Below are 16,069 nucleotides of genomic sequence, written 5' to 3' on the forward strand. Positions count from 1 at the left end.
TAATGGAATGCTTTTCCAGAGGCAATAAGCAATTTATTTTTGCAAGAATGCGTCGCAACAAACCTTGTAACTTGCCGTATATAACTACCAATGCTCAGAACAAAATACTCGGATTAAGCATAATAAACGAGCATTTCGAACCAGTGTTTAAACACCGCAGCAGCAATGCAGATAGTTTGTCGAAGGCCTTGCTAGGCGCAATTAAATTTACACGCTCTATTCATGGCGTAATATTAGCGTAAAATGCCAAGTTCGCCCTGGTAGCTCAGTGGATAGAGCAACCCCCTCCTAAGGGGTAGGTCGCACGTTCGATTCGTGTTCAGGGTACCAATATAATCAATTAGTTGATCTCATAATAATTTACCGTGCTCGCTGTTAATTTGTAGTTTGTAGCTGGTTTGTAGCTTAATTTATTCAATGCCCATGTGTTTTCTTTGGGTATTATCTTCCGTCTCAAGCACAAATATAAAAAACATTTTTCGTGTTTGACACACTGCACTGCTGAACAAGTTTGCTTAATAAGTGCGCTATTCAGCAGGGTTCGTGATTTGATCCATCAGTTGTTTCTGGAGGTGCTCAATGGATCCATTTAATTCACACTCCCAGATAATTATTACACGAACTCCTTGAGCTGCTAGGACTGAATACTTTCTCGCATCTCTTTCCACATTTGCGCGGAATTTTTTTTCCCAGAACTCTATATTTGATTTTGGGGTTGTTGTGTAGCGACAGTTTTGATGCCTATGCCAAAAACAACCATTCACGAAGATTACACATTTCCATTTAGGAAGGTGAATGTCAGGGGTTCCAGGGAGGCGAGGATCGTTCTTTCTAAATCGAAAACCTGCACGATGAAGAATTGAGCGGACCAGTCTTTCTGGCAAAGTATCCTTCGATTTTATAGCCGCCATGTTTCTTGACCTGGTATCATTCACATCCATGGATTTATTCTGAGGAGTTATTTTTGTTGGCAGATATTAAAGTCGTTGATCTATTTGCTGGGCCAGGCGGTCTTGGTGAAGGATTCTTTAGTTTTTCCAATAAACAAGGTAGACATCCTTTTCGTACCGTTATTTCCGTGGAAAAAGAAACATCAGCACACAAAACCTTAACGCTTCGAAGTTTTGTTCGCCGCCTTTTGAAGAATGGCGATTCCTTGACTGAATATTTTGCCTATTTACGTGGTGAAAGAAGCATCCCATATTCAAACCAAACAAAGGCTGCTTGGGTCGATGCAACTGCTGAGACCCTTCAGGTCACACTTGGAACCGTATCAGGTGACAAGTTAGTCATGGAAAGAGTCAAGAAGTCACTTAGAAATTCAAAAAACTGGATACTCATAGGCGGTCCACCCTGCCAAGCATATTCTGTCATCGGCAGATCAAGAAACAAAGGTATTCGTGATTATACTCCTGAGGCTGATCATAGGCATTTTCTTTATCGGGCATACCTTACCCTTCTAGCTGAACTCCAACCCCCAGTTTTTCTTCTAGAAAATGTCAAAGGGATTCTGACTTCCAGAGTTTATGGTGACCTTATATTCCCTAACATTCTGCGCGACCTGTCGGATCCTGCTGGAAAAACCGGAAAGTCAGGGCCAAAATACCGAATTCACTCCATTTCGAGTGACGAATACTTTGAACATGGACACGAACATGATTTATATTACACTTCAAAGTATGTCGTAAAGGCCGAAAATCACGGTTTGCCGCAAAACCGTCACAGGGTCATTCTTATCGGCGTGAGGGAGGATATAGACAAGAAGCCAAGGACTTTGGATTATGCTGTTGCTCCAACCGTAGCTGAAATCATCAAAGATATGCCATTCTTACGAAGCGGGATCACAACAAATGATGGCTCCCTTGAATGGATGGTTACTGTCAATCAGTATGCGGAAGATCTGAGAAATTCCCTCAAAGAAGTGGATTCTAATCTTTCGGATAAATTCGCCGAGATTAGCTCCTTTTTCAACAACACTAGTGCCAATATTCTATCTCGAGGCGGAAGATTCATCAGTCACCCTAGAACTGCGGCTGGAAGCATTGATTCTTGGATTGGGAGCAATGCACCAACTGATGGGTTTGCAAATCATGAGTCGCGTTGCCATATGCACAGAGATTTACTTCGATATCTTTTTGCTTCTTCATACGCTCTGGTAAAGGGAAGGTCCCCAATAGCGATTGATTTTCCTGAAAATCTTGCACCATTACACAAAAGTTGGTCATCAGGCGAGTTCGATGATCGATTCAGAGTGCAGCTCTGGAATCATCCATCAACAACAATCACCAGCCACATGTCGAAAGATGGTCATTACTTCATTCACCCAGACCCAAGGCAATGCAGAAGCCTGACCGTCAGAGAAGCTGCTAGACTACAAACTTTCCCTGACAATTATTTCTTCGAAGGCAACCGCACGCCGCAGTACGTTCAGGTCGGCAACGCCGTTCCTCCTTTGCTTGGGCATATGATTGCCAGAAGAATCTACGAATTAATTTCGTAGAACCATAAACACCTTTTCGAATACAACGAATACGAACAGATCGAGGCCACGAGTTCTAAGCAAAGTTTCATTGGTATTTTGAAGACCTGAAGTGGTACCGTAAAACTGGATAGCTTGTTACATAACCTCTGGAATTTCTGAATCAATTGCAGAAAACGAGTGCTTCTGAACTTGTTCCCAACATTCCGATTTTTTTGCCCACTCGGAAATCATCCTTCCACGAGAACTTTGTTGAAGCACAGTGTATACCTCATTTGCCCATTTAAGAATCTGTTGCTCTAGTGACTTAGAGATTTTTTGCTCCTGCCAAATAAGACTCAAATTAATCTTGTCAGCCAAATGTTTTGAAACCACTGCCACCGTGTAAGCCGTGATGTTTGCTTGGAATGCAGGAAAATTATTTCGAATAAGCTTCTGAGCGGATTTAAATATAATAATTTTAGTAATCATATTCTTATACTCAGTTACAGCTGGTAACTTAGGTTCCGCGGAATCCGAAGGATCAACGATCTCCATAAAAGCAGCGAAGTTCTTTTGACCTCCCAAACTGACGCTATCCGGTCTTTGCTCCCAAGCACACAGATACTTTGCCAAATCGGTCTTCGTGAGTTTACGTGCTGGGGGTATAGACTCCTGTAGTCGCTTTATTCCAGCAGGAGTTTTTCCCTCTCTTTCAAGCATCACCTTATAACTTCCTGTTGCTCGCTCATAAAACCATCGACCAAAGCCATCTGGACAGTAAGTATTTATTGCGAGTTTCTCCATTTCCACATGAAACGGTCTGTTCGCGGAAAGATCAGATTGATTAACTTTGTTCTGAGTATTTGAGAAACGTGAGATATCACTGATCAATGCTTCTTCTTGAGCTGGATCCGCCTGCTTTAAAACTATTATCTTTGCTGGCACCCTAACTTGGCTTAAATCAGTTGTAGAGAAACGCTTCTTTGTGAAAAACATTGATGCGGTTGTTTGACCACCGTTTACTATTTGCATCCCCTTCAGCCAACTAATTCCGGGCCCTCCATCAGCGGTGCGCTCTAATCGTGCTTCATCAGCAACAATGACAATCCCGTTGTTATATGCCATGAATCTATCTGGTTGATAGCGGAGAGTTTGACTTATTCCTTTATTGACCTTACCTGTTTGACTTAGAAACGAACGTACATTCGCCTCTAAAATTCGAGTTCCATACTTATCATAGAGAAAACGCAATGCTTCCCCTGGCACAACTGTCATTGCATAATCGTACTCACCTAATGAGTTTGGCACCCATACGCAAGGCAAAGGACCACCGGATATATCTTCAAAATTCACAACCAGCTCATCGCGAGGTTTGCCCTCTTGCCAATGGTTATAAAGGCGAACAATATCCATAACCTCAAGTTTGATCGTCTTACCTTGAATCACTCTGGACTGAAATTGGCGAGTCTTTACTTGGGCATCAGTAAGGATGTAAATCCGAATCTGCTCAAGGGTCGGATAGCTTTGCTCGATAGTCAAAACTAACGGGTAAGCCTCAGTGGACTGATCCATTTTGCTGGACAACTTACCTTCTACGCAATAAGTTAAAAATCGAGAACAATGGTCAGCAGCTTTCATAGTCTCGCTATCAGGAATGCTTGTAAGTTGATCTTTTCCTTGATACAAACTGACGAATAAATCAAGCTGGTCTGCATCCTCCGAGAGACAGTAACCACTCAGCCTTACATTTGCTATTCCCACCTTTGCCTCGTAATTACAAACTTGTGGTTCATCAAATGTCATGCCAATTTCTGACATATAGTGCGTCACAGTCTCAGTGAACACATTTATTTCAAACGGAACTTCTGTTCCAGGTTGAGTGAAACGAGAATTCATTTCTTCTCTAATCTCGCTGCGCGTTTGATCTAAGAATTCAGCTAATTCCATGTTTAATTATTCCCATAAATATCATTTAACATTTCAGTAATTGTGGTGGATGTTTGAATAGCACCAATATCAATTTCGTACATGGCTGATCGAACGCCCGCAGGTACTGTACTGGGAGTCAGTCTGGGAAATACCTCATCAACTTTTATAAAGCTCAAATTCTGAAGGCGAAAACGTCTCGAATATTGATTACTGTGAACATTCAAATAACCAATTAATGCTAGATTGGTATCAAATCTGAAGAACAAATCATCAGGCATTCTATCCCTTAGGCTTTGAATAATCTCAGGTAACGTTCGTCCTTCGTCTACTAATACAAACCTTGAAATTACCAAAAATATTAGACTCAGAACAGAATCATCCAGTTGCTCGAGCGAACTAATCTTAGCTACGAATCTATCGGATGCCAATGTACTTTTAACCTCTAAAGCACACGACATAAGTTCGAAATCTTGTGGGGCATCTTCTGGCCCAACCCAACCTTGAATCACATCATAGGCGGACACTCCAGAAGCCAATAATTGCTCGATGCAGTTCAATTCTCCCACTAAACCTAATTCTGCCTCTGGACTTAGAATCTCATTACCCTTCTGCATAAAAGCTTGCCAAGCTCGGATACGAGAGAGAAATAATTCAAGCAACTTAATATCACTTTTTGTCTGATTAATTTCCAAAGTGCCCAATACATCTTCAACCACTTTTGAAAACAAATCTAAAGATCCGGCAGACTGCCTAACCAAGGAAAGTAAAGGTTGCTGGATTCCTTCAACGTTAACGATCTCAACTTTAAAACCGTTTCCCTTAGGCAAAGAGCTCGGGGATAGCTTAAGTGATGAAGAAAATCCCACAAGAACTGCCTCTAGATTGTCGGGGAAAAACCTTCCGGCCCGGACCGTAACTTGGCCATACTGAGTAATCTGAATTAATCTACAACCTGTGGAGCCTGAACTGGCTGTCAACGCATTCCATGCCCTTAGAAAACTCGTATTATTCTGCTGAGCCATACTGCGACTCCCACAACACATTGTTAACTTCGTACTTTACTTTGACGCCTGCTTTGCTACCCGGGAAACTGATTCCAAACGCAACGATGTTCACCGAGTCTGGGGGGAAGTTCAACCCCGTCCTTTTCGCATCTAATAAATAAATCATGAGAAGCCCCCGGTCAGCATGCCCTTGAATCCCGTATCTTTGAGCTCCATATCCACGAATATATCGAAGTGATGGTCCGCTTGGTAACTCAGGTTCTGTCCTGTTTTTAAGTCTTCCGGGATCGCGATGCCAAGCCTCCTTAGTAAAATCTAATGCCGCTAACCAACCTGCTTCATCAATATCAATTCCTTCATCTTTTGGAGAAAGAAGTCGCCCAATACTATATTTACAATTTGTACTCCCTTTTGATTTTCGTTTGGTAAGGGGTATAGAAAATTGATGTATTGGAAATGCTACGTCCTCATCTCCACTTCCTCCAATTACCGCGATGGTCCAATTAGTAAGTTCTCCAACAGCCGCCATTTTCGAAATGAACTCAGCCAGTAATTTGCTGTTGACTTTCATGACATCTGGATGGGTTTCATATGTATTAAGGAAGTCCTCAACTACTAAATGTGAGATGTTTTCCCAAATAACCCCATTCCACTTTTCTTGGGATGTACCGCGCTTCTTTGAAGGGATAGCCGTGGGCTGACCAAGGCTAGTAATCATTACACTCAATGCTTCGAGATTTTTCTTCAGTTTCGTAGAGTCACGGAAAAATGAAATTGTCTCTAAAACCTCACCACTGAAAGATAGGTAAAGAGGCTTCGAACTGCGCATCTTCAGTCTAGAAGTGACCATAAGCACAGGATGCGATTTCACTTTCAAGCCGTAGTCTAGTGGAGTACCCTTTCTTGCAACCATTGCATCAAATTCCTCGCGCAACTCTTCTGATGCATCCGTAATATGTTCGAACCACTCAATTAGCTCACCTGTAGTATAGAGACGACACAAATCCAAGTAACCAAGTCTATAGCCAAACCAACGTCCCATTTGCATCAATGTATCGTACATGCGTGATGCACGAAGAAAATAGCTGGTGCAAAGGCCCTCAAGGGTTAATCCTCGAGCTAACTTGTCACCTCCAACTGCAATAATCTTTAGCGGCACTACACTTTCGGCATAGTCAAGCGCATCCTTGGCGAATCCATTTATCATTCGTACTTGGACTTCGTCTATAACCCCGTTTATTGCCGACCACACTTCATCCCATGAAAAATCTATAACTTGACCATCAATTAAATTTTTCTCATGAATTGCAACTGTGCTGGGAACGAAATCACTTTGCCAGATAGTCTTCAAATCATCGTGAATAAGTTGATGCCCAATTCTTCTCGCAAGCTTTTGCTTCATATCCAATAAGTGATTAGTAATGGTTTGATGCACTGTTTTTTGCACAGCATTGAACCTAGTCACATGAACTAGCATTGAACTGTGGTGAGATCCTTGACCACGCAATTTTCTAACTGCGCACGCGATAAAAAACGAGGAAATAGCATCCTCCAAACTTTTTGGCAAGCCACTTTGATTTATATGCGGAACTGAGTGATTATTTTTATGCTTTACTGGCATCCATCCAGATTGTCCATCCTCAGAACAATGATCAGCTATTGTTCTGGTCAGATCTAAAGCCTCCGTTCTTCCGTCAATACTCGATAAACCGAATACTCTAGCGGGTCCAACATAATTCGAAGGAGCGCTCAAATTTAGAATAAAAGAAGATGGAAATAGATCAGGGCCTTCTTCGTTTGTTGAACCTTTTTCATGGATAAAGATATTTGCGAAGGGAGTGGCCGTATACCCAACATAGGCTTTCTTTGAAAAGCTATTGAGAATCCTACGAATCAAACTATTGATAGCAGTTGGTTGATGTTCAGGATCAGCTTGATTGTTTTCATCTACAACTGTTTCTCCTGTGTCTACTGAAGCGTTGTCAGCCTCATCATCAATTATGAGAAGTGGCAAATTGGTAACCAATCTTTTTCCTGTTTCGGGATCGGTGATATTGGCCACATGGTTTTGAATCCATCGGAGTAGCCTTTGCAATACAGACTTATTTTTTTTTACAACAAAGAGCCATGGTTTTTGCTCGGGAGTGATTCCTAAATTTCGAGCATTTCTAGCACTGAAGTCACCATCTTCCGCACGATAAGTCCCAAAGTTTGGTTTGATAGAGATGTCACTATTTTTCTCCCCTACACCGATTACCTTTAAATATTCTTGGTCTGCGCTGGTCTCAAAACCCAAGAAGCCCTCATCCAGTCGTATCTGGGTCTGAGCTCGAAGATTATTATGCAAACCAGAAAGAACAATGATGATTTTATAACCGGCATCAGCAGCCTTACAAATCAGACCTGTGTAGTTTCCTGTTTTTCCAGACTGAACATGACCGACCACCAATCCTCTTCTGTCCCACCCACCAGAGCGAACAGGATCTTCAAGAAGACCTAATATTTCATCAGTAGTGTCATCAAGACCCTGTACGGCTATCCAAGGAAGTTTCTCCTCTTGCCATTCCCTATAGCGCTGCCAGTATCGCCAATCTCTTTTTCTTTCAGTTGTTAACCAGGTTTCATGATCTTCATTGTTTACTAGTATCCCGCTCTGGCCCATCCATACACTGTATCGACGAATGAGCTCTGAGATGACCCAATCACAATCCACTTCGAATTGCCAAGAGGGTTTTAGACTCAACGCATCTTCAATTTTTTCTTCAATAAGAGTTGGAGTAATGCTTGCCTTATCCTCTTCCTCTTCTAACAAAAGTTGAACCATCTGGAGTAAACGAAGATTAATTTTTTCTCTTTGATGTTCCCTCATAGCTCAGCCTCTTGGGATGGATCTATTAATGATTCAATAAGCTTTGGATATTTGTGGAATGGTTCTGATTCCAACAACCTTTTCTTAGCTAACTCAGACGAAAGACCTTTTTTGATGACCAAATTTCGATACATAATCTTAAGTATTCGTACCACATCCTCTGGCGGTGAATCATCAAAGCCAGTAGATGGTGTTTCTTTGTTTTCAGCAGTGTCAATCCAAATTCGTTGAACTGGTATTGTTTCCTCTAGAACACGTAACATCGCCTTTACTTGGGGTAACAATGGACCAGCCTCGTCGATAACTGCCCTAATTGAAGGGTGATCGAGATCTACTCGGTAACGCATGCCGCCTGTGAAATGATCTGCTCTCCACGCTTGTATAACTTCTGTTCCTTCATTGGTTCGTGGCGCCCTTCCTCTATGAGCAAATGCTCTTCGAGCTCGCGCACGAGTTGCTTCTGCCATCTGAGTAAGCCAAGGCCTCAATGCAATAGGAGGACGAGCAGTAGACTTTCGAATATCAATCTTCCAATCCTGATCAACGGAATTAGGGATATCCAATCTAATTCTGGCTAGCCTATGAGCCTCATCTTTAGTCCAAGATCTGCCTACCCCTAGACTTAGCCAACTCCCGGCCAAAAGAAGTCTCTCATTTCTATAGACATAAAAGCCTTGCTGTGCAGTCCACCCATCTGGTCCTTGGGCCTCTATATATTCCTTCTCCAATATACGATCTTTGTGCGGCAAAACATGGCATTCACAAATCACTTTTGGAAAACTAGGCGCAGATGCTGGTGGCGAATGCCAAGGCTTTGCCGGATGACCCAATAAAAATGGATCCCAAGGAGAAATTTTAATGTCGTTAATAGTTATCGTTAATTTGGGTTTTAAACCCTCAAGATATCGGTGAAAAACCATTGAAAGATGGTTTTCAACTCGATCAATCAAACTTAAAAAATCCTTCTGGGAAAAGCTTGTAGATACGATCCGATCTAGATTTTCCCAAAGTACGATCGTTCCACTTTTCTGATCATTTAAATCAGCAAGAAATGGAAGAGAATCCTCCTGTGCGCCTTCCAGTAGATACCATCCATCGCCTTCACTTTCTTGCAAGATATCCAAATCCCATCTGAGATAACTCTCATTTTTAAAACCTGCTTTTTTTGTAGCTACGGTTAGTCTTCTTGCCTGTGAAAAAGAAGCAGTTTTAAGTCCCATTCCAAATCGACCTAGATCATCAGATGATCTTTCATCAAGTGGATTGAACTCGCCAAGACGCATTGCTTTATCAAGGGTTTCATCGGACATTCCGGTGCCATCATCGAGAATTGATATTCGGCTACTAGAGCCATTCCAATAAAACTTTAACCGCACAACCTTTGCTTTTGCAGCAATACTATTATCAATAATGTCCGCCAATGCAGAAGCTGTGCTATAACCCAAACCGCGGAGAGCCTCAAACATTGCAGCAGCTTTGGGTGGAGCATGACGCTTTTTTGATGATTGACTTGTATTGAAACCCATCAGCCATTCTCCTCAACATCTGATTCTGATTTGGACTCATCAACGCCTAGACATTTTAGATCCGCTTGAATATCACTACGATGCTCGTAATTCAGAAATGCCGCAAAGCACTTTGCTCGCACAGGATTCCTTAGTTTTTTTAGAACCTTAGATTCAATTTGCCTAACCCTCTCACGCGTAACACCGAAAATCTGCCCTACTTGTTCAAGCGTCATCTCTTCCTTACCTTCCAAGCCAAAGCGCAATCGAAGTACCGAGGCTTCCCTTTCATCCAGCTTATCCAAAAAACTCGAGACGAAATCGGAAAGCTGAACATCAGCACATTTTTCTTCCGGAGATTTATCGGTTGCGAGAATACTAGATCCAAAATCCAAATCATCTAGATCACAATCATTGCCCATGTCACCAAAAAGAACAGCGTCATCCGAGAACTTAAGTAGCTTTTTAAGCTTATCAATATCCTTTCCCGAATTAGAAGCTAGAGAGTTCAATGGCATATTGAATCCAAATTCTTGTTGGTGCTTATCGTTGAGTCGCCTTAGAACGTTTAATTCCTCGACGACATGTACAGGCAAACGAATAATTCGGCTGGTATCTGCAATGGCTCTTGTGACTCTTTGTTTAATCCACCAAGTGGCATAAGTTGAAAACTTGAAACCTTTACGATAATCAAACTTATCTACCGCTTTAAATAAACCAATGTTTCCTTCTTGAATAAGATCGCTTAGATCTAACCCTCTACCTTGATATTTCCTTGCGATATGGACGACTAGTCTCAAGTTTGCATATACAAACTCATTTTTGCTGTGTTCAAATATTTCCAGCTGTGTTTGAATAGCGGAGGACACTTCTGTAGTCAACAGATGACTACTCTCTTTGAAGCGCTTGAGAAAATCTACACTCGGTCTTGGGATATGCTGGTCTTCTTCGAGCAAACTCAGATTCTCTCGAGCAACTAGAAGATATTCCTCAAAACTTTGCTGGTTTTCATCCTCACCGAGCTTATTCGTATCAAACTCATAATCTGACTCTTCGGCAGGTTCTATATCCGCCACCTCGGATTCCCCAGCTTCATTGAGATCAACTGCCGTTAATACCTTTTTTACTGGCAAAACTGATTCTAACAAAGACTTCTCTTGCCACACTAGAGAACGAACAATTGAGATGATCGCGCTGTCGATTCTCTGTCCTATTCTCTCCTCAAGAGTCTTGTCTACTAAATCTCTTGATCTTACATCCTTAAGCATCAGATCAATTAAACGAGACTTATCCTGCAGGTCGTCTAATAGGTTCTGCAATAAGTTTGCTGCATCTTCGGATTCAACAGAACTTTTCTCTGGTATCTTCGCAGGTAACCACTCACCCAACTTATCTACATAAATACCATCCAGCTCGAGTAATCTTGTTAGAACATGTCTGACAGATAAGTAATCTTCAGGGAACTCGTTGAGTAAAACATCCGCAAGCGAATCTTCGTCTACACACCCGAACGAAAGGGCTTGGCATATTAAGTGAAAAGTACCTGGGTATTCATACACATTGAACGATTTAAAAACAATCACTTCAGGAAGATAAAAGTCAACTTCATCCCAATTTTGATCTCTGTCTACTGGCTTAAAGATTGTTAGTCTTTCATGACTAGCCTTCACGGCCTTTCGACATTCCATATCGTCCTCAGGAGTCAACACTTCAGGCTCGGGCAACCATAGAAACTGCTCAAATTCTATTACTGCAGGCAGATCTTCAGCATTTGAAAATGCTTGCGCATCTAGTTGAGGCTCAGATTGAGCTTCTGGTTTTAGTTGCTGCTCTGATTTCTCAGAGAACACTGACAAGATTTCTGAATTACCAACACTATGGACTAAATCAAAAACACTTTGATTCGCATTGTTGCAAACCGAGAGGCTCGCTCCCATTCCAATTAGCATCTCAACTAAAGATAAATGGCCATGTCTAATGGCTAACATCAACGGGGTATTACCTTCAGCATCAGTTGCTTCGATAACCCCTTCCTTCCTAACTTGAGGCGCTACTGCTGCAACTATTCCACTTCGAATAGCTAACTTTAGCAAGGGGCTGATTTTTTTGGAGGTCTCAGACATAGATGCAACAAATTGGTTAAATAATTAGTAATTTAAATTTATGTCGTCAAACCAATTTGGACAGATGGCTGATTAAATTAATAGACGCTTTAGTTCATCAGTTTAGAAAATTTTGTTTGATTATCGTAATTCATTTGTCGCCACATCGCTAATGTTCGTAGCTTTCTTTCTCTCATGCATTCATGAATAGGTTGACTCCGACTATAAAAGACATCAGCGGGTGTCAGATTATACAGTGACTCATGGTAGCGTTCGTGAGAGTAGTAATCAACAAGCTGCCGAATGCAATCTTGCAGCTCACCGGGAAAGCAATAGTTTTCCAGCAAGATATATTCAATGAGCGATGCCAGCGCTCGATTTTACCTTGAGTCTGTGGATGGTAAGGGTTTGCCATGAATATGGTTATTGACAGATAGCTACTAAACTTTCTCATTTACCAATTTAAAGACATATTATTATATCGACTCTATTTAAAATAGATTTAGTGCCGTTCCGAATCTACCTATCATGAAAGTAACTATAATTTGATTATGTGTCGCTTAATCATTATCAGGATCAGAAGAGCTATTTTCTCTAACTCAAAGCCAGACTCCACGAATTACTGCGGTAATAATTTACATTCAATATAAATTTATGTGGGTAGTTTTAATGATACTTACTGGCGAATCTTCAACGCGGTTTAATACTTTCTATGAATTTGTAGGCGCGGGATTTTCGAATTTGCTGCCAATCTTTTTCGGAAACCATTATTCCATTTTTCTCATCAGCTATAGCATGCAATAAATCCTCAATCGTTGCTTCTTTCGTCACCCTTGCTTCTAACGCGATAACCCGTCTTTTAAGCATTGTCATCTTGCTTGCCGCTCACAAAGACTACTTTTAGTACCATTCTTCCATGCGCTTTTGCTTCCTCAATTTGTTGGTGCTGTTCAGGAGTCCACTCATCATTAAATTTAATCATAACCAAAGGTGTTTGATCAGGCATTATCATTTGCTCTAGTTTCATCAACCTATTTTTTATGTTCATTGGCTTGCTCCAATGCAGATAAACGTTTTTCAAGCTCATCAATCTCTTTGATCCTTGCCAATGTCCCTAGGCTGGTCAGTAGCGCGCTTCCCTGACTCGGAGCAAGCGTTCCGTTAGCAACAGCCTGAATAATTGATTGACCTTGTGTTGATAAATCGACATCTACTGGCAAGCTGATCTTTACAGATTGTTCCATTGATTTTATTGGAGGAATAACCCGCTCCAGTAGCAATTTGGCTGCTTGTGAATCGCCTTCCTTAGCTTTAATGACCAACTGTTCGATAATTTCCGGTAGATGTTGGGCGATGTTCTCCCTTAACTGCGCCACCTTTCCAGTACCAGGGGTACGGCCGCGCGGATTACCGCTTTCCCCTTTCTTCCAGCGTCCACGTTCTTTTTTTGCTGTTGTCATTGCTTTTCTCCTGCTTTAACAAGTGAGGGAGTTCTCAATTCTCTTCATAGTTCTCGTCCGTGAGAGAACTGGATTTCGCTTACTGGGCAATGACTTAAACTTTCGGTTCTCCAATTCTCCAGTCCTCTATTACACCTCCATAAAAAAGTATTTTTATACTTAGTAGAGAGACAGAGAGAGAATAGTGAACTATTGCTTAAAACCCTTACCCAGCAAAGATTTCCCAGTTCTCTACTGTGAGAGAACTGGAAGAGAACTAGAGAACTGAAAAACATTTAGTCCCCCCATCATCACAATGACTGATTTGGCGAGTTTCCACTAAATAAATAATGATTTCGTCAACTTCTTTAGATTTTGCTTTCAATAACTTCGTTAATTTTCCCCGTGGCATTAAACCTCGTCGGCAATACTCTCCAAATTGTCTATCATGTGAGTAATTTATGGTGTTCTTAATAAAATCCAATGCCTTCGCAGCCTGCTTCTGGAACGGGTTTTCTGCTAAGTCCTTATCAAGCTTTTGTGCGAAAGCTTTGATTGATCCATTAACATAACCCCATGCCCAGGTAACATGCTCTCGTTTAATGACCCCTCCGTCACCAATCGCAAGTAATCCAGCTACTCGGATCGTTTGTTCCTCTGCACGGCTCCATAAATTAGCAAATTGATCTTTTTCATTTAACTGTTCGGCGAATTGAATGAGCAAGTCGTGTGCACCCTCTTCATAATCAATGACTGAAATGTCAATAGCGCGGATTTCTGCCATTTGTTGTTTGAGCTCGTCATTTATCCGAGTATCTGGCTTTCGATTTATCGGGTTTTCTTTATCGGCCTGAACTAATATAATCCGGTTTAGCAAGCCGTTATCAATCATCCTGGGTGTAATGCCATCCAGCAGCTCAAGCGATGTCGTAGTACCGATCAGATTGATATAAGGATTGTCATCTGGCCGATGTTTTGTTTCGTGTCAGCGTAGCTTTTGCCTGCAAAAAAAGAGCGGCCTAGTCCGTATAAAGTCATTAAGTCTTTTATCAGATCTTTTTGATGGATTGATCCACGCTCTGATAGCGCGGTTTGCAAATAAATGCCAAATTCATCAATGAGAATTAACGTAGACGGATTTCCTTCAAGTGAACGTAACAGTGCTGCACCACTGGCTATGCTCTCGTGAATACTTTCTCCCCGAGACATATTTCTCACCGAATCAATTAAACGTTTAATTGCTTTTCTAGGATCTTCCTTGCCGCGTCCTGTATCGCCAACTAAACATATGAACAGGTTCAAAGCTGTATCGCTTCCTCCTACATAAGCTTTATTACTATTCAAATACGATACAATAATCAGGGCGCCAGCAATGGCGAAAGCTTTAATGGGCATGCGACTGCTTTGGAAAATATATTCCGCTATATCTCCAACGAGTCCGGGCGGGTATTGTAGGCTAGAGATTGCCTCCTCTTCCGTTACTGGCTTTACATTGAATTCTGGTAGCGAGGGCAGATCATTGACCACCGGCGCGGACTTCCAGGCGCTGTGCAGTGTTGCCGTAACCTCCGAAGGCTCAAGACCAATTCTACTGGCGGCATCTTCCAGTTTACTTGTAACTTGATCCACATCCAATCTGCCCGCCTTAACGAATCCATACGCACGATATGCCACTTTGTTAAGTGTATCGTTACGATTCCCCTCAACGGCTGACTGAAGCTTAAGTAGAAGATTATCAAACTCAATTACCACATAAAAATCATCCTGCACGCATGGTATCGTTACAACTGGCACGGGCTTGTTCGGGATTCCTACCAGATTACCCACACCAATCCACTCTTTCAGCGCTTTAGCGGTATACCGTTTACCTGAGTTAAACACCTCTCGCACCATGAATGGTTGCCCCTTATGATGCAGGAATCCAGGAACGCGCATAACGCGGGGCAGGTCGCATATCTTTGGGTCAGAACCGAGCAGGTTAGCCAAAGCCTTCTGGCATCCTTTAAACTCATTCAGGTGAAGTGTGTCTTCTATTATCCAGTAAGCGTGGTGTTTCCCGGGAGACGACTCAATTACTATTGACGGGACTAAAGGAAGATTGTCAAAAGTGCGATTAAAGTCTTGCGTATCAAAATCTGCAAATAATGCGCGCACCCGGACTACATTGCTCGCAGCTCTTCCCTGCCCGTCTGTTTCATTCACAGCAAAAAATACACCAGCGCCCTGATGATTAAGTTCTTCTAGCTCCGGTCGGCACTCCTCTAAGGTGCCGTGCATGACCCTAGCCAGACTGTTGCTTTTATCCTTATCCCGGAAGGTTTGAAAAGTATGACTTTTACCCAAAGCATCAAGAATAGTGGCTTGACTAATTACTTGATTATGAGTATATTTTTCTTTACCGGAAGTTTCAAAAATACTCGCCTCGTGCCTACCAGCATCCGGAGCGTTTTCATTTGTGATCATTATTTACCGCCAGATAGCAATTTTCTGATTTCGCTAACATTCCACGCCAAGCGGCCATTTATACGCACCGGTCGCAGCGCTCCATTTTCCAGGCAAGCCCAGGCACGTAAGGTTTGGGGTCTGCGATTCAAATAAAACGCTGCGGCATCTGTTGGAACTGTAGGACGCGTTACTGATTCGAGCGGCGGGAATATTAGTTGATTATGCGAAGCGAGTGCTTCTGATGGGGTAAAGTTATGATTTGTGTCTATTTGCATTTTGCACCTCGTTTTTTTGTTGAGGTGCGAATGATTTATC

13 protein-coding genes, 1 tRNA gene and 1 pseudogene are annotated in these 16,069 nt (G+C 42.0%); 2 read left to right on the plus strand and 13 right to left on the minus strand.

Translation table 11 applies throughout. The features are described 5' to 3' along the window. Positions 1-254: 254 nt before the first annotated feature. Positions 255-330 (plus strand) — tRNA-Arg (locus tag K2Q13_RS01300). A gap of 197 nt (positions 331-527) precedes the next feature. Here K2Q13_RS01300 and K2Q13_RS01305 read toward each other — a convergent pair. Then, on the minus strand, positions 528-941 hold the full coding sequence (locus tag K2Q13_RS01305) for a very short patch repair endonuclease (RefSeq protein ID WP_292918840.1): 414 nt from the start codon (positions 939-941) through the stop codon (positions 528-530). Positions 942-967: 26 nt separating this feature from the next. Here K2Q13_RS01305 and K2Q13_RS01310 point away from each other — a divergent pair, with 26 nt between their 5' ends. Further along, entirely contained in the window at positions 968-2,500 is a 1,533-nt protein-coding gene (locus tag K2Q13_RS01310; RefSeq protein ID WP_292918841.1) for a DNA cytosine methyltransferase, read from the plus strand. Positions 2,501-2,617: 117 nt separating this feature from the next. Here the strand turns inward: K2Q13_RS01310 and mzaE are convergent, their stop codons facing one another. The 12 genes and pseudogenes from mzaE to K2Q13_RS01370 form a co-directional block, all read right to left on the minus strand. Then, complete coding sequence (mzaE, locus tag K2Q13_RS01315; RefSeq protein ID WP_292918842.1) at positions 2,618-4,408, minus strand: MZA anti-phage system associated AIPR family protein MzaE; 1,791 nt, start codon at positions 4,406-4,408, stop codon at positions 2,618-2,620. Between the two features lie 2 nt (positions 4,409-4,410). Continuing rightward, positions 4,411-5,412, minus strand: a complete 1,002-nt coding sequence (locus K2Q13_RS01320) for a PD-(D/E)XK motif protein (RefSeq protein ID WP_292918843.1) — start codon at positions 5,410-5,412, stop codon at positions 4,411-4,413. Beyond that, entirely contained in the window at positions 5,396-8,263 is a 2,868-nt protein-coding gene (locus K2Q13_RS01325; RefSeq protein WP_292918844.1) for a Z1 domain-containing protein, read from the minus strand. The genes K2Q13_RS01320 and K2Q13_RS01325 overlap by 17 nt, the downstream gene beginning before the upstream one ends. Further along, entirely contained in the window at positions 8,260-9,789 is a 1,530-nt protein-coding gene (locus K2Q13_RS01330) for an ATP-binding protein (protein WP_292918845.1), read from the minus strand. Before K2Q13_RS01330 ends, K2Q13_RS01325 begins: the two co-directional genes overlap by 4 nt. After that, the gene (locus K2Q13_RS01335; protein WP_292918846.1) at positions 9,789-11,891 is read right to left on the minus strand and encodes a sigma-70 family RNA polymerase sigma factor; all 2,103 of its coding nucleotides are present in this window, start codon (positions 11,889-11,891) and stop codon (positions 9,789-9,791) included. Before K2Q13_RS01335 ends, K2Q13_RS01330 begins: the two co-directional genes overlap by 1 nt. 185 nt (positions 11,892-12,076) lie before the next feature. Further along, positions 12,077-12,276: pseudogene (locus tag K2Q13_RS01340) on the minus strand (integrase core domain-containing protein); the annotation flags it as partial. A 284-nt stretch (positions 12,277-12,560) separates the two neighbouring features. Then, positions 12,561-12,743 (minus strand): hypothetical protein, encoded by a 183-nt coding sequence (locus K2Q13_RS01345; protein WP_292918847.1) that lies wholly within the window; start codon positions 12,741-12,743, stop codon positions 12,561-12,563. After that, positions 12,730-12,918: a hypothetical protein gene (locus K2Q13_RS01350; protein WP_292918848.1), complete on the minus strand. Its 189-nt coding sequence runs from the start codon at positions 12,916-12,918 to the stop codon at positions 12,730-12,732. Before K2Q13_RS01350 ends, K2Q13_RS01345 begins: the two co-directional genes overlap by 14 nt. Further along, the gene (locus tag K2Q13_RS01355; RefSeq protein ID WP_292918849.1) at positions 12,902-13,330 is read right to left on the minus strand and encodes a DUF5681 domain-containing protein; all 429 of its coding nucleotides are present in this window, start codon (positions 13,328-13,330) and stop codon (positions 12,902-12,904) included. The genes K2Q13_RS01350 and K2Q13_RS01355 overlap by 17 nt, the downstream gene beginning before the upstream one ends. Positions 13,331-13,586: 256 nt before the next feature. Further along, on the minus strand, positions 13,587-14,201 hold the full coding sequence (locus tag K2Q13_RS01360) for a hypothetical protein (RefSeq protein WP_292918850.1): 615 nt from the start codon (positions 14,199-14,201) through the stop codon (positions 13,587-13,589). Positions 14,202-14,248: 47 nt separating this feature from the next. Next, on the minus strand, positions 14,249-15,772 hold the full coding sequence (locus K2Q13_RS01365; protein ID WP_292918851.1) for a DNA-primase RepB domain-containing protein: 1,524 nt from the start codon (positions 15,770-15,772) through the stop codon (positions 14,249-14,251). Beyond that, complete coding sequence (locus K2Q13_RS01370) at positions 15,772-16,029, minus strand: DNA-binding protein (RefSeq protein ID WP_292918852.1); 258 nt, start codon at positions 16,027-16,029, stop codon at positions 15,772-15,774. Before K2Q13_RS01370 ends, K2Q13_RS01365 begins: the two co-directional genes overlap by 1 nt. Positions 16,030-16,069 lie beyond the last annotated feature (40 nt).

It is taken from the genome of Nitrosomonas sp. (assembly GCF_019752095.1).
Taxonomy (GTDB): domain Bacteria; phylum Pseudomonadota; class Gammaproteobacteria; order Burkholderiales; family Nitrosomonadaceae; genus Nitrosomonas.